Raw genomic sequence first — 14587 nt, 5'->3', positions numbered from 1 at the left:
TGATTGTGGGTTCCGGCACAGATAAACTCTAAATATACACCTTGGGGTGCAGGGACGCGTTGGTGCCGACACTCGCGATTGTTTTGCGTTCGACTAGAAATGGATTCCCATGCTTTCAAAAACCGCCGAGTACTCATTGCGCGCTGTCGCATGCTTGGCGGAAAAACTTGGAACACCTTTATCGGCGGACCACCTCGCGGAACAGACGAAGGTTCCTCGGCGGTATTTGACTCGAGTTCTGCAAGATCTTGCGGCGGCCGGGATGGTCCGGTCTCGTCCAGGACCGGGCGGCGGGTATGAGCTTTCTATTTTGCCTGAAGAGCTGACGATCCTTGACGTCGTCAACACGGTCTCGCCCATCCAACGAATTCACATTTGCCCGCTCGGATTGAAGTCTCATTCGAAACTTTGCCCGTTGCATGCCGAGCTGGATAAAGCTTACGCCGCAACTGAAAAATCGTTTGCCAACGTCACGATTCGGCAACTTGTCGATTCGACAAGTCCGATCATTCCTCTTTGTGAAAGTGTCTAGGTTGTCTGTGCACAAGTGGCTTGGAAATGGATCTTGGACGTGTTGGGCGGTGGTTGCGGTGGTTGCAATGACAGTTGGAAACGCTGTAGCGTTTGCTGATGATGTGCAGGGGAAATCAGGTACGACCGAGTCTGAGACGAGTAAGCCTGCGATTGCTGCGCCCGCCAATGTTGACGAAGCTCGCGACCGATCGAAACTGGTACACGAGATCTTTCGAGGGACATTGCAGGTGGTCCATCGTGACTTGTTCGACGAGGACAACGGTTTTGCGATCCCATCTCGTTCGCTCGAAGACGTCTTCTCGGAACTTGCTCGCAGCTACGACGTCGACTTGAAGTGGCTGATCGTCAATGCCGACGTCTTGAACATCGATCACGTCGCGGAAACCGATTTTGAAAAGCAGGCCGTCAAAGTGTTGGCCAAGGGGCAACCAGCGCTGGAGCAAGTGACTGAAAATCGGTTTCATTATGCCGGCGCGATCACATTGCATTCGCAATGCTTGAAGTGCCACGTCAAACGCCGCACGAGTAACGAGAATCGTACCGCAGGACTATTGATCTCGATGCCGATTGCGCCGGATTCATCGGCACCGTGATTGGTCGAAAAAACGCGTCTATGTCGATTCGTTCTTTTCGTCGTCGAGATCTGTTGTTGCTTCGTCCTTCGGCGAATCGGGTTTCGCCACGTCACTGCTAGACTGAATCAATTGCTTTGGCGGAATTCCGTAGACGCGTTTAAAGGCACGCGAAAACTGGAAGGCGTCGGAGAAGCCCATTCGTTCAGCGACCTCTTTGATCAGTAACCGTTCTTCCAACAACATCTCGGCGGCATGGTTCATCTTAATTCTCAGCAGGTATCGATACGCACCGACGCCGCCGAACCGACGAAATAGTCGCGACAAGTGAATGGGCGTTACGTCGCATTCCGATGCGACTTCTTCGATCGTATGGAGACGCAGGTACTCTGATTCAATGTGTTGTCGCACTCGTTCATACGTCGCGTACGCACGCGGCATCATGGGGCTGTCGGCTAGACAACACTGCCGAATCTTAATCAGCAGTAATCGCAGCAACTGGTTACAGACTTCGCCTGCCGTATCGCTGTCTGCACGAGCTTCGCGGTCAAGCATCTCGAAAACTTCGACCAACTCGTGCATTCGTGTCACTCGCAAGGGGCATGAATCCATCAAGCCCGCATCGCTCGCGAGTTGAAACGCTTCTTGCCCCACAAAGTCGACGTAGAACTTTCGCATTCGGCTGGGCGCCTGGTTGGCGATCCGGTGCGCTGTTTTGGGGCCGTAGGCGAACACGTTCCCTGGCGACAACGTGAACGACTCACCGTCCAACATCAACTCGCCGCGTCCTTCGGTCACCAACTCGATTCCGAAATAGGGGAACCTATCTCGATTGATCACGTAATCGGTCCGCATCCGCTCGACGCCTCCGCAAACAACGGTCAGCGGCGCAGATTCAGGTGGTTTCAGGTTCAGATAGTATCGTCGAGCCTGTGAGACTTGGTCAGATACAAATTCAGGATCAGCCTCGGATTTGGATTTCATTGAGCGTCTGAGGGGTTCAATTGGATGCTCTTTTAGGTTAACAATTGACATGCAGAAGTCAATCTCGGCTATGGGACGATCTCTTCGCCTGAGCCAGAATCATTGACGTTGTTTAACTCTAAGGACTGATGAATGCTCATACTTGAAAAATACACCTTTGGCGTCGGTGATCGTTTTGCCCATCAAGCTGCTGCTCAATTGCGCGCTTTTGTGCAGCTCGCCGACGCGGGTGTTGACGTTACCCCAGTTTGGAACAAGTCAAACCGTGAGCACACCTTCGTCGGGTCAAAACCGCAAAGCGTGTACGACGCGGGCAAAGCGGCAGTCGAAAAATTAGGTTGGGGCAAGCCATGGCATGTCGACGCGGACCACATCCAACTGAAAACCGTTGACCCGTTTTTGCCGTGTAGCGACTTTTTCACCATCGACGTTGCAGATTCGATCGGCAAGCCAGCCCCAGCAGACGAAGTTACGGCGTTTGTGGATCGTCATCCAGAACTTGTCGGCACGCTGAAGTTGGCCGGCCTTTCAGCGCCGCTAGAAGTGACTCGTGCGGATGTTCAAAAAGTGGCCGAACAGTATCTGCTTGCGGTGAAAGAAGCAGGAGAAATTTATCGTTACATTGCCGCCGCCAAGGGTGCCGACAACGTCGCCGCAGAAGTTTCGATGGACGAGACCGACACGCCTCAGACGCCTCCAGAATTACTGATTATCTTGGCGGCTCTTTCGGACGAGGAGATTCCGGTGCAAACGATTGCACCAAAGTTCACTGGCCGTTTCAACAAGGGCGTCGATTATGTCGGTGACTTGGATCAGTTCAAGCGAGAATTCAACGACGATGTTGCCGTGCTTGCTCACGCCGTCAAGGCATACGGGTTGCCCGAAACATTGAAGCTAAGCGTTCACTCGGGCAGCGACAAGTTCAGCCTGTATCCGATCATTCGCGAGTGCTTGCAGCGGACCGGTGCCGGGCTTCACTTGAAGACAGCTGGCACGACGTGGTTGGAAGAAATCATCGGCTTGGCCGAAGCAGGCGGCGACGGATTGGCGTTGGCAAAAGAAATCTATGCCTACGCGTTAGAACACGTCGAAGAGTTCTGTGCTCCCTACGCTAGCGTGATCGACATCGACCAAAGCAAGTTGCCATCGGCCGAGGAAGTAAACGGCTGGTCGGGGCCTCGCATGGCGAGCGCCATTCGGCACATTCAAGACAACGAGCACTTCAACGCTCATATGCGCCAATTGTTGCACGTCTCGTTCAAGGTCGCTGCAAAGCATGGCGCTCGGTACACCGACATGTTGACGGCGAATGAAGAAATCGTTGGCAACGAAGTCACCAAGAATATATACGATCGCCACCTGCGACCTCTATTCATCGGCAGCTAGGGTGCCGAATCAGTTCAGGATTCGGATACCGAAGCTTGTTAAAAGTTCGATTTGGTTGGCCGTTCTACAGATTTTACTGAACCAGAACTGACACAGACAGGCTGGAAGCCGGTGGTGTTTTGACACCGCCGGCCTTGCTGCGGCGAATCAGCGAAAAAAGAAAGAAAGTGGTGCGAGCAATTCACGCCTCTGAAGTTCCCACCAATGTCACCTCAATCGTCCGGATATCTATTCGATGAGAAGCTTTGTAATCGCAAGTATCTTGCTTGTTTCGGCTTGGGTAAACGCCGAGTCACCGCATCTGGCAACATTGCCTCATCCGGGCGTCCAGCCCGCCGTTGAGCAGATCGACGGTGTGATCCAAGCGGGGCCGTTTGCCGCCGATTGGGATTCGTTGTCGAAGTATGAAATTCCACAGTGGTACAAGGACGCCAAGTTCGGCATCTTCATTCACTGGGGGGCCTACAGCGTTCCGGCGTTTGGCAGCGAGTGGTATCCGCGGCAGATGTACATCAATCTTGATCGTCGCGGAGACAACTTTTTCAAGCACCACATCGATACCTACGGACCACAAAAAACGTTTGGTTACAAAGACTTCATTCCGTCCTTCAAAGCCGACAAGTTTGATGCTAAAGAGTGGGCCAAACTGTTCAAAGAGACGGGGGCCAAGTATGTAATCCCGGTTGCCGAGCACCACGACGGTTTTCCCATGTACGACTGCTCGTTTACTCGGTGGAACGCCAGCGAGATGGGACCGAAACGCGATGTGATCCAAGAACTGTCGGATTCGGTTCGTGGCGAAGGAATGAAGTTTGGCGTCAGCAGTCACCGTGCCTTCAATTGGATGTTTTACGTACGAAACGAAGCGTACGACAACGCGGATCCCCAGTATGCCGACCTGTACGGGCGTCCGATGCCGTTTTTGTTCCAAGACAATGCTTGGGATTATCAGAACTTCTTTCCACCTCAGGACCAACAGTTCAAGGACGATTGGTTGGCTCGGTCGTGCGAGTTGGTCGACAAGTACAAGCCAGACGTGTTCTGGTTCGACTTTGGAATCACTCCGGATCGAAAACTGACGTATGAGAACAACCACTATGCCGATCACCTGAAGAAGTTCGCATCTTACTACTACAATGCGTCTTCGAAGTGGTCCGATGGGCTCGGCATCATCAACTACAAGTTTGATGCGTTCCCCGAGAACGCTGCGGTCTTGGATAAAGAACGCTCGAAGATGGCGGAAATCCGTAAGCCTTTCTGGCAAACCGATACTGCGGTAAGTGCGAGTTCATGGGGCTACACCGAAAACCAGCGTTACAAGACTCCTGATCGTTTGGTCGACGATTTGGTCGACATCGTCAGCAAGAATGGATGTCTGCTGTTGAACGTAGGTCCGCGAGCTGACGGAACGATCCCGGAAGAAGATCAAGCGATCCTAAAAGCGATTGGCGGATGGTTGAAGATCAACGGTGAAGCGATTTACGACACGACTTATTGGAAGACCTTCGGCGAAGGATCGACGACGGTTTCAACCGGTCATGTCTCGGAGTCCAAGGATAAACCGTTCACATCCGACGACTTGCGATTCACCGCAAAGGGCGACACGCTTTACGTAACCGGCCTCGCCTGGCCCGAAAGCAACGAAGTGACTGTCAAAACGCTGGCGAGCGGCTCCGAGCACTATGCTGGCGAGATCGGCTCGGTCACGATGCTTGGCTCAAAGGAAACTTTAGAGTGGAATCGGACTGAGGATGGATTGAAGGTTAAGCTGCCGAGCGTCAAACCGTCCGAGTTTGCGTATGTCTTGAAGGTCACTCAGTAGTTTCAGTTTTGTCTCTCAAGCCTAGCCGGATCTCGATGCCATTGAGAACGACCACCTCTCCTTCGACGGTAGGGAAGCCTGTTTTGCAGCTTCCTCGGATCGTGTTTGGCACTAGCGCGCTGGGGAATCTGTATCAAGCGATCGATGACACTGCGAAACGAGAGATCGTTTCGCAGTGGTTCGAAAACGTCCCGGATGTTGTCGCTGCTGATTCGGCGGGGAAATACGGTGCGGGGCTGGCGCTGGAATCGATGGCAAAGGCGCTTTCGGATTTGGCAATTAACCCAGACCGGATTCTGATCAGCAACAAGTTGGGCTGGCGGCGTGTGCCGATGCGGACTCCCGAGCCAACGTTCGAACCGGGGGCGTGGGTCGATCTGAAACATGATGCCGTCCAAGACATCAGTTACGATGGGATTCTGCGATGCTACCACCAAGGTTGCGAACTTCTTGCGCCGTACCGACCCCAGATGGTGTCAGTTCATGATCCCGACGAATACCTTGCCGGAGCCGTCGACGATGCGGATCGCGAAAAGAGGTGGGACGACGTCGTCGGCGCGTATCAGGCTTTGACCGAATTGCGAGAGCGTGGTGAAGTGTCGGCAATTGGCGTCGGTTCCAAAGATTGGAAAACGTCGATGCGATTGACCAACGAGTGCAAACTTGACTGGGTGATGTTAGCGACCAGCTTGACGATCTATACGCATCCGCCGGAACTGTTGGCGTTTGTGCGGTCACTTTACGAGCGGGGGATTCCAGTCATCAATTCCGCGGTTTTCCACGCTGGATTTTTGACCGGCGGTGCCTTTTTTGACTACCGAAAGGTGACGGGCGAGTCGGCGGAAGATCAAGAACTGATCCATTGGCGGACTCGCTTTTACGAAGTCTGCGACCGTTACTCGGTCCGCCCCGCAGAGGCTTGCGTCGCCTTTGGCATGTCGCCGCCGGGCGTTGTCGCAACAGCGCTCAATAGCAGTCGCCCAGGTCGTATCGCTGAGAACGTTCATCTATGCAGAGCCACTCAATGCAACGAATTTTGGCTTGCGATGAAAGATGCAAAGCTGATCGACCGCAGCTATCCGTATCTGGGAACTGTCTGAGCTGGCGTTTCCGTCTTTGTCCTATCGAAATCATCCCAACGACACCAACGAGATCTCTCCATGGCGGAAACACCTCAAGACGACGGTGCTTACAACGATCCGAGCCTGAATCAATCGGGCAAAGCTCACGAAGTGATCCCCAAGCAATACTTGATGGCCTTTGTGCTGACGACATGCTGCTTTGCACTTTGGGGGTTCGCCAACGACATCACCAATCCGCTGGTGAAGGTGTTTAAAGAAGTCTTTCAGATCAGCAATACGCAAAGTTCGCTTGTGCAGTTTGCATTCTATGGCGGCTACTTCACCATGGCGCTTCCCGCAGCAATGTTCATCCGTAAATTTTCGTACAAGGGTGCGATCATGATCGGATTCGCGCTGTACGCAGTCGGCGCGTTGCTTAGCATCCCGGCCAGTCTCAATGCGAACTTTTGGATTTTTATTGCTGGATTTTACGTTTTGACGTTCGGGCTGGCGTTTCTGGAAACCAGTTGTAATCCCTACATCCTGGCGATGGGGCCACCCGAAACGGCGACCCAGCGTTTGAACCTTGCTCAGGCGTTCAACCCAATCGGCTCACTCACCGGAATGATCATCGCTTCAACGATCATCGCGCCGAACCTTGAGGTCGGTGACTTTCGGTCCAAGATGGAATCGAAGTCGGCCGAAGTGGTCACGTACGTTACAGCAGACTATCCCGAAGGCTTGCCAGATTTCGACCAAGAGTTTGGTGCTCTTGATGGTGCGGTCAGCAAAGGATTGGCAAACATGAAGAGCAAAACGCCCGAAACTTTTCTGGCGATGCAGCAGCACGATCTCGGTGTCGTGCGCACGCCCTATGTCGTGATCGCGGCAGTCGTGCTGGGCTTCCTAGCCTTGTTTGCATTCACCAAAATGCCAACCTTTGCGCAAGAAGTGCCCGATGCGCCGATGGGGGAATTGGCTGGTCGACTGCTCGGCAAAGCACACTACCGCGAAGGCGTCATTGCTCAGGCGTTTTATGTTGGAGCACAAATTACCTGCTGGACTTTCATCATTCACTACGGAATGGAGCAAGTCGGTTTGTCGTTGGCCGAAGCCCAAACGTGGAATATCGCGGCAATGGTAATCTTCTTGGTCAGCCGCTTTGTTTGCACGTTCCTGTTGAAGTACGTAAGCCCTGGGAAATTGCTGGCGGCGCTTTCGATTGTTGCGATCGCGTTCACTTTTGGTGCAATCACGTTGCCTGGCAAAACAGGCCTGTGCTGTTTGGTACTGATTTCCGCATGCATGTCACTGATGTTTCCGACGATTTATGGCATCGCGCTGAAAGGACTGCCTGCTGAAGAAGCCAAACTCGGTTCAGCTGGCTTGATCATGGCGATCGTCGGCGGTGCTCTGCTGCCGTTGCTTCAGGGCAAGTTCATTGACGAGCTTGGCGTGCGAAACTCGTTCTACTTGCCACTGGTCTGCTTCGTGGTGATTGCAATCTTTGGTGTTCGCACCTTTATGCGATACGAGAAAGAATCGGCTGTTGCTTAGGCGAACGTCGACGCGTGCACCTGTTCCGACATGCGTACCGCGAAACGCGGCATGCCAGAGATTTCATCGCATCGCATCGGTCTGGTGGGTGGGATCGACGGAGGTGTTCGTAAGCTGATAGATTGGGTCGCCAGAGTCGCGGGTCTTTCACGCTTGCTTGGTCTTTCACGCCGCAAATCAAGGGCATAATCTTGGATTTCATCAAACGACACCGCGTTGAGCCAGGAAAGGCCGCCAAGTTGAAGTCGATTTCGACAGACGACACAGGCGACGTTAAGAACAAGGCGGAAGCCAAGGAGATCACCGCTGATCTGACCAAGGAGATCCGTGACCTTCAGTACCGGATGTTTGTCGAACAGAAGCAATCGTTGTTGGTTGTTTTGCAGGCACCCGACGCGGCTGGCAAAGATGGTTTGATCCGAAAAGTTCTTGGCCAGATGAACCCACAGGGATGCCGAACCTATCCTTTCAAAGTGCCGTCCGAAATCGAACGGGCTCATGACTTCTTGTGGCGTATCCATAAGTGCACGCCGGCAAAGGGGATGGTGTCGATCTTCAATCGGTCGCACTATGAAGATGTCTTGGTGGTTCGTGTCGAAGACTTGGTTCCGAAAAGCGTATGGAGCAAACGATACAACATCATCAATCAATTCGAATCTAACTTGGCTGCCGCAGGCACTCGGATTCTGAAGTTTTATTTGCACATTAGTCCGGCTGAGCAGTTAGAGCGATTTAAGAAACGGCTCGATAACCCGGACAAACACTGGAAGCTGAACGCCGGCGACTACACCGCGCGAGACAAATGGGACGCGTATCGCGAGTCCTATGAAGACGCTATTGAAAAGTGTAATTCGGACGAGTCGCCATGGTTCGTGATCCCTGCGGACAACAAGTGGTACCGTGACGCTTCGGTTGCCGGGATCGTGCATCAAACGTTGACCGACATGAACCCTCAAATGCCGCCGGTCGATGTCGACTTGGATGAAATCCGAGCGTTGTATGATCGTGAAATCGCAGACCAACAAGAGTAGCGAGCATTCTTGCGATCGCATCGCACGCGAAATATCTTGAATTAGTATTCGTTATAAACTCTGTCCGTAGGTTTCCGGCATGTCGGTTCGCAGCGTCAAATGCCCTGGGTGTGGCACTTCATTGAACGTCCCAGTCGCGATGGCAAACGTGAAGTGCCCGTCCTGTGCGACGATTTGGAATGTTGATAATCCGGGCGCCGCTCAGATCAGTGCAGACGCAAAACAGCAGAAGCAATTGGCGGAAGCGGCCGTCGAAACAGATTCAGGCAACAAAGTAAACTTCGCCATCATTGGTGGGTTGGTCGCAGCGGGAATGGTGCTGTTGGGAATCATCGGAGTCAGCGTCATGCTGATCAGCCAAACTCCCGCGCCGTCCGAAATCGAATCGCCCGAAGCCGAAACGATCAAGCCGCGAATCCCTGAACCTTATCGCGAGGTCGATTTGCCGGAAAGCGAACGAATGGCGATCTACGCAGACTATCGCGCTGTCGCGAAAACGACGGTTGAGAAGGCTCTGATCTTGCCGCAGGGGACCCGCGTGCGGAAGAACTTGGAGGTTATGCTGGAAAAGACGTACGACCGCGAACTCGTTCATTTTTCATTGCTGCATAATATCGAAGTCGAAGATGTTCTTGAAATTATCAAGGAAGGTGATGCGAAAGTATGGGACGATTCACCTCGCAGTCATGCGGTGCGAGACGGCAAACGTGTTTATGCTGAAGAGATGAGTGAAGGGTGGAAGAAGAGTCCCAACTCGAATTGAGGTAAAAAATGAATCCGACCTTTCGTTGTCTGTGCTTGACCGTCGCTGTCGCGGTTTCAGGTTTTAGTCACGCAGCCGATCTGTATCGGTCTGCCCAGACGGGAAGCGTGCGTGACGTCGCTAAGGCGATCGCTGAGGGTGTCGCACCGGACACACCGAACACTTACGGCGTGACACCGCTCTCGGTTGCCTGCACGTATGGCCGCACAGAAGTCGCGAAAGTGTTGTTGGCCGCGGGAGCTGATCCGAACAAGGAAATCGCTGGCGGTGAGACTCCGCTGATGACCGCAGCAAGGACGGGTGACGTCACCATTGTTCAGATGCTGATTGACCATGGCGCGGTCATCGACGAGACCGAGCGGAGCGGACAAACCGCGTTGATGTGGGCTGCGGCGGAAGGCAACACAGACGTCGTCGACACGCTTGTGCGTGCCGGTGCGCAACTGGGGATTCGTACCAAACAAGGATTCACGGCAATGCTGTTTGCCGCTCGCGAAGGGCAAATCGAAACTTGTCAGCGACTGGTGCAGGCGGGTGTCGATGTCAACGATGTGATGGATCCCGACAATACGAACGGCCGAAATCCTCGAAAGGGATCGTCGGCCTTGCTGTTGGCGGTCGAGAGTGGCCATTTTGAATTGGCGTTGTGGTTGGTCGCCGGCGGCGCCGACCCGAACGACCAACGCAGTGGATACTCCCCGCTGCATGCGATCACTTGGGTGCGGAAAACTGACCGCGGTGACAATGTCCAGGGTGATCCTGAGCCGCGAGGATCGGGAAGTGTCCCCAGTCTGCAGTTTGTCCGAGCAATCGCTGACGCGGGCGCCGACGTGAATGCCAAGCTGAAAAAGGGAAGCGGCGGCAAAGCAAGACTGAACCATCGCGGTGCTACACCGTTTTTGCTGGCTGCAAAAACTGCCGATCTGCCTCTGATGAAATTGTTGTGGGAACTCGGAGCTGACCCGCAATTAACCAACGTGGATGATTGCAATGCCTTAATGGCGGCCGCGGGGATTGGGGTGGTTGCGGTGGGTGAGGAAGCTGGGACAGAGCCCGAAGTACTAGCGGTGATTGACTGGCTGATCAAACTGGGGCTGGATCCCAATCACGTGGATGCCAACGGCGAAACAGTGATGCACGGTGCAGCGTACCGGAACTACCCGCTTGCGGTAGCGCGACTTGCGGCGCGCGGTGCGGATCCGCTCGTTTGGGACCAGAAAAACAAGCATGGTTGGACGCCGACTATGATTGCATCGGGTAAACGCCCAGGAAGTTTCAAACCGTCGCCGGAAACGATCGCGGCGCTCGATCACGCTAAAAATCGTGTGAATGCGGCTCGCTAATTCGTTCTGCTACCCTGCTGGCTTTTACGCTGGTTCGATTGGTCACCGCAGAATCGCTTTAATTCTGTGTCCTCGGGCACGCTGCCCAGGATATTGGCACACTGATTGCTTCAAAGGCCTATCGCCTAGGAGTCGAAGTCAGATTTGCCGTGCTTCATGGATTTAAGCCGCGACACCAGTTTTAACGACAAACTGACAAGAACCGCGAAATTTACGTGAAAGTGGGATTGCCGGTAAAGTCCGTTGAGGGTGAAAATGAAACCGCATCGTGATATTTCTTCGAGAATGAACATGGCTTTAAACCAAGGATCGGTTTCGTGTCTTTCAAGCCGACCAAACTTCAATTTATCGAGGAAACGATGACCATCTCTAGCGCAGTGAGCTCGCTGGATGCAACGGCGGGGAACCGCAACGACGACGTTGTCCGAGGGGCAATTGATTCGGGCGAAGTAGCGAAGACTCGACTGGCAAGTCGACGGTCGCGAAAGTTGATGGCGACTGCCGATCGAATGGATGCGATTGCGATAGCGATTCAGGAAACCGGCATGCGGGAACTTAAGTTGGCGCGGTGCATCTGCACGGATTCCGAGCTGATCATCGAGGGAACCGTCAGTTCGTTTTATGTCAAGCAAGTTGCGACCGAGGCGGTTCGTCCTCTCGCCCAGGGCCTGCGAATTCATAATCATTTAGAAGTTGCCGACTGCTGAACTCGGATCGATGCCGTCCCGCTATACTTTGGGAATCATGTAGACCCAAACGGTTGACCGGAGTGATTGATGGATGCGGTAAAAGTACTCGGCAGTTTGTTGAGCCAACGAGCAGCGCGAACGGGCGGTAATGGCGCTGTATTGGGGCAAATTCTTAATGGCATCGCCGATGCTAACGCAGGCCGTGGACCCAACCCGGGGCATCGTCCAATTGATCCTCGATTTGATCAAAACCACCATTCGTCGTTTGAGCACATCGTTCGCGACTCAGTCGATCGGCACCACCGTAGTGGTGGTCGGCTTCCGGCACCAGCGAATCAATGGGTCCAGCAGTCGGGTTACGTCAATCCAAACTTTGATCCCCGCATCGCCCAGGCAAACGTCGGTCGGCCTCCCGTCGGGCTGAATCCACCGGTCGTGCGTCACGCGCCTCGCCCGCAACATCAACCGCATCATGATCATCACAGCGGGCTCGGATATGGCCGCCGCGCTGAAATTATGATCGAAGCGATGGTGATGGCCGCCCAATCCGACGGCAGGATTGACGCGCTCGAACAAGATCGTATTTTGGATCAGCTGCAACCTCTTGACCAAGACGAAGTCCAGTACCTGCGCCGCGAATTTGGCCGACGTCATGACGTCCACGCTTTCATTCACGCGTTGCCACAAGGAATGGAATACGAGGTGTATCAGGTCTCATTGATGGCGATCGATTTGGACAACCAACTGGAAGCCAGTTATCTGCGTGAGTTTGCGAAGTGCTTGCGAATCGATCCGCAGGTATGCAACCAAATTCACCAACGCTGCGGCGCGCCTTGCCTCTTCTAGGTCGTCAACTTGCTTCATCTCGGTCGATCGCGTGAAAGACAATTGCGAAGCCGTTCCACCGGTTGCGAAGTGGTTTCAAAATGGCTTCCATCGCTTTTTGAAACCGTACCTGCGTCGTCACTTTCATGCGATTGCCATTGAACGTGAATCTCGCTGCGGTGCAGCGGTTTGCTGCGACGGGCCGCTGATTGTTTACGGAAACCATCCGTCGTGGTGGGATCCGATGGTGGCGCACTTTTTGAACCTGACATTATTTCCTGGACGACAATTCCGAGCGCCGATTGCGGCCGAAGCACTCGCCCACTACAAGGTGCTCGCCAAACTGGGGTTCTATGGCGTTCAAATGGATTCGGTAGCCGGCACGGCGCGGTTCTTGAAACAGAGCAATCAGATTTTGGACTCGTCCACGTCGTCGATTTGGATGACCCCCGAAGGCCGCTTCGCCGACGCGCGTGATCATCGCGAAAAGCTGATGCCAGGTCTTGCCCATCTTTGTTCACGTCGATCCGACGGATGGGTGCTACCCTTGGCACTTGAGTATGTCTTCTGGGATGAACGGCTGCCGGTATGCTTGGCGCGACTGGGCGTTCCCATTCGAATTTCTGACCATGCGAGTTTATTGAAACCGCAGTGGAACGATCAGTTACAGCAAAGCTTGCGAGAAAATCAGTTTCGGCTGGCCGAACTTGCGATCGCTCGGTCGAGTGATCCATTCGATAACTTGCTGATGGGCAAACGCGGCGCCGGTGGCGTCTATGAATGGACGCGACGAATGAAATCCTTGGTAACGGGAAACAAGTTTCGGTCAGAACATGGAAGCCAATTTAAATGATCGTTGCTCTGTCGCTGATCGCGTTGGTGATCGCAATGATCCCGATGGCGATGTTTTCAAAGAATCTGCCACTATTCTGCGATAGGGCAGACGCGTTGCTAGACCGGTCCGCGTTGAACCCGGTTCAGGTATCCGTATTGATCCCGGCACGTGACGAGGAGGCTGCGATCGCGAAGTGCGTCTCGGCCGCACTGGCCAGTCGCGATGTCGCGATGGAAGTCATCGTGCTGGATGACCACTCGACCGATCGAACCGCCGAAGTGGTGCATGAATTGGGCGTTGCCGATGATCGCGTTCAATTGATTACTGGCAATCCGCTGCCATCAGGCTGGAACGGTAAACAACATGCATGTTTCCAACTGGCCGAATCGGCCAAGTTCGATCGTCTGGTATTCCTGGATGCTGACGTCCGTCTGTCGCCGGAGGCTATCGCGATTATGGCCGCCTATCAGGATAACAAGCGTGTTCATCTTCTCAGCGCATTTCCTCATCAAGAAACTCAGACTTGGTTGGAAAAGTTGATCATCCCAATGATGCACTTCATCTTGCTAGGTTTCTTGCCGCTGCATCGAATGCGTGCCAGCACGCATCCTTCGTACGCTGCTGGTTGTGGCCAACTATTCATGACCACCAAGGCGGCTTACCAACGTGCGGGCACTCATGAATCGATCAAGGGATCACGGCACGACGGAATCAAACTACCACGATCGTTCCGCGGCGTTGGGATGTGCACGGATGTGATTGACGGCACCAACCTTGCTGAGTGCCGAATGTACGGAAACGCGTACGAGGTGGTCCAGGGCGTGCTGAAGAATGCGAGCGAAGGGATTGCCAGTCCGACATTGATCGTGCCTTTTACGTTGCTGTTAATTGGCAGCAGTGTATTGCCAGTCGCAATGCTGATTGTTTCTCTGTTGACCCACAAGCCGATTGCGATTCTGATTTCGGTGTTTGCCGTAGTGATCGGCCACATGCCACGAGCGATGGCGGCTAAATCGTTTCGGCAGCCTGTTCTCGGCATATTCCTACATAGCTTCGCGACTTTGATATTTGTGTCTCTGCAGTGGGTGGCGTTTGGGAACTCGCTGCTAGGCCGCAAAGTCGCTTGGCGAGGGCGAGTTTAGAGTAGCGCATTCGTCGATCTTATATTCTTTTCACGGACGATAG

General features: G+C 53.7%; 14 protein-coding genes. 13 read left to right on the top strand and 1 reads right to left on the bottom strand.

The annotated features are described in order from the left end of the window. Window positions 1-109 precede the first annotated feature (109 nt). Window positions 110-532 (top strand): RrF2 family transcriptional regulator, encoded by a 423-nt coding sequence (locus Poly59_RS27815; RefSeq protein WP_146537333.1) that lies wholly within the window; start codon window positions 110-112, stop codon window positions 530-532. Window positions 533-599: 67 nt separating this feature from the next. After that, window positions 600-1127: a c-type heme family protein gene (locus Poly59_RS27810; protein WP_146537332.1), complete on the top strand. Its 528-nt coding sequence runs from the start codon at window positions 600-602 to the stop codon at window positions 1125-1127. A gap of 18 nt (window positions 1128-1145) precedes the next feature. Here Poly59_RS27810 and Poly59_RS27805 read toward each other — a convergent pair whose 3' ends face one another. After that, window positions 1146-2090 (bottom strand): AraC family transcriptional regulator, encoded by a 945-nt coding sequence (locus Poly59_RS27805; RefSeq protein WP_146537331.1) that lies wholly within the window; start codon window positions 2088-2090, stop codon window positions 1146-1148. Window positions 2091-2222: 132 nt separating this feature from the next. Between Poly59_RS27805 and Poly59_RS27800 the strand changes: the two genes are divergently transcribed. From Poly59_RS27800 to Poly59_RS27750, 11 genes are all read left to right on the top strand, one after another. After that, on the top strand, window positions 2223-3476 hold the full coding sequence (locus Poly59_RS27800; protein WP_146537330.1) for a tagaturonate epimerase family protein: 1254 nt from the start codon (window positions 2223-2225) through the stop codon (window positions 3474-3476). 235 nt (window positions 3477-3711) lie between these two features. Further along, window positions 3712-5298 carry an alpha-L-fucosidase gene (locus Poly59_RS27795; protein WP_146537329.1) on the top strand — a complete coding sequence of 529 codons (1587 nt, stop codon included), beginning with the start codon at window positions 3712-3714 and terminating at the stop codon, window positions 5296-5298. A 35-nt stretch (window positions 5299-5333) separates the two neighbouring features. Next, entirely contained in the window at window positions 5334-6398 is a 1065-nt protein-coding gene (locus Poly59_RS27790) for an aldo/keto reductase (protein ID WP_146537328.1), read from the top strand. Window positions 6399-6458: 60 nt separating this feature from the next. Then, complete coding sequence (locus Poly59_RS27785) at window positions 6459-7916, top strand: sugar MFS transporter (protein WP_146537327.1); 1458 nt, start codon at window positions 6459-6461, stop codon at window positions 7914-7916. Between the two features lie 191 nt (window positions 7917-8107). Continuing rightward, window positions 8108-8947: a polyphosphate kinase 2 family protein gene (locus tag Poly59_RS27780; protein ID WP_146537326.1), complete on the top strand. Its 840-nt coding sequence runs from the start codon at window positions 8108-8110 to the stop codon at window positions 8945-8947. A 121-nt stretch (window positions 8948-9068) separates the two neighbouring features. After that, complete coding sequence (locus Poly59_RS27775) at window positions 9069-9710, top strand: hypothetical protein (RefSeq protein ID WP_186776565.1); 642 nt, start codon at window positions 9069-9071, stop codon at window positions 9708-9710. Window positions 9711-9718: 8 nt separating this feature from the next. Further along, entirely contained in the window at window positions 9719-11053 is a 1335-nt protein-coding gene (locus tag Poly59_RS27770; RefSeq protein ID WP_146537324.1) for an ankyrin repeat domain-containing protein, read from the top strand. 359 nt (window positions 11054-11412) lie between these two features. Then, entirely contained in the window at window positions 11413-11760 is a 348-nt protein-coding gene (locus Poly59_RS27765; protein WP_146537323.1) for a hypothetical protein, read from the top strand. Between the two features lie 69 nt (window positions 11761-11829). Next, entirely contained in the window at window positions 11830-12588 is a 759-nt protein-coding gene (locus Poly59_RS27760; protein WP_146537322.1) for a DUF533 domain-containing protein, read from the top strand. 31 nt (window positions 12589-12619) lie between these two features. Next, a complete protein-coding gene (locus Poly59_RS27755; protein ID WP_146537321.1) occupies window positions 12620-13420 on the top strand; it encodes a lysophospholipid acyltransferase family protein in 801 nt (266 codons plus the stop codon). Continuing rightward, window positions 13417-14544, top strand: coding sequence for a glycosyltransferase family 2 protein (locus tag Poly59_RS27750; protein ID WP_146537320.1), 1128 nt, complete (start codon window positions 13417-13419; stop codon window positions 14542-14544). The genes Poly59_RS27755 and Poly59_RS27750 overlap by 4 nt, the downstream gene beginning before the upstream one ends. The last annotated feature ends 43 nt before the right edge of the window (window positions 14545-14587 follow it).

Source organism: Rubripirellula reticaptiva (assembly GCF_007860175.1).
GTDB lineage: Bacteria > Planctomycetota > Planctomycetia > Pirellulales > Pirellulaceae > Rubripirellula > Rubripirellula reticaptiva.
This window is presented reverse-complemented; position numbering and strand designations above follow the sequence as displayed.

Excerpts from the sequence above, each read along its gene's own strand:
- Poly59_RS27760 (WP_146537322.1), top strand. The coding sequence starts at position 11,830 with ATGGATGCGGTAAAAGTACTCGGCAGTTTGTTGAGCCAACGAGCAGCG.
- Poly59_RS27790 (WP_146537328.1), top strand. The coding sequence starts at position 5,334 with ATGCCATTGAGAACGACCACCTCTCCTTCGACGGTAGGGAAGCCTGTT.
- Poly59_RS27770 (WP_146537324.1), top strand. The coding sequence starts at position 9,719 with ATGAATCCGACCTTTCGTTGTCTGTGCTTGACCGTCGCTGTCGCGGTT.
- Poly59_RS27765 (WP_146537323.1), top strand. The coding sequence starts at position 11,413 with ATGACCATCTCTAGCGCAGTGAGCTCGCTGGATGCAACGGCGGGGAAC.
- Poly59_RS27815 (WP_146537333.1), top strand. The coding sequence starts at position 110 with ATGCTTTCAAAAACCGCCGAGTACTCATTGCGCGCTGTCGCATGCTTG.
- Poly59_RS27785 (WP_146537327.1), top strand. The coding sequence starts at position 6,459 with ATGGCGGAAACACCTCAAGACGACGGTGCTTACAACGATCCGAGCCTG.
- Poly59_RS27795 (WP_146537329.1), top strand. The coding sequence starts at position 3,712 with ATGAGAAGCTTTGTAATCGCAAGTATCTTGCTTGTTTCGGCTTGGGTA.
- Poly59_RS27750 (WP_146537320.1), top strand. The coding sequence starts at position 13,417 with ATGATCGTTGCTCTGTCGCTGATCGCGTTGGTGATCGCAATGATCCCG.
- Poly59_RS27810 (WP_146537332.1), top strand. The coding sequence starts at position 600 with ATGACAGTTGGAAACGCTGTAGCGTTTGCTGATGATGTGCAGGGGAAA.
- Poly59_RS27800 (WP_146537330.1), top strand. The coding sequence starts at position 2,223 with ATGCTCATACTTGAAAAATACACCTTTGGCGTCGGTGATCGTTTTGCC.
- Poly59_RS27805 (WP_146537331.1), bottom strand. The coding sequence starts at position 2,090 with ATGAAATCCAAATCCGAGGCTGATCCTGAATTTGTATCTGACCAAGTC.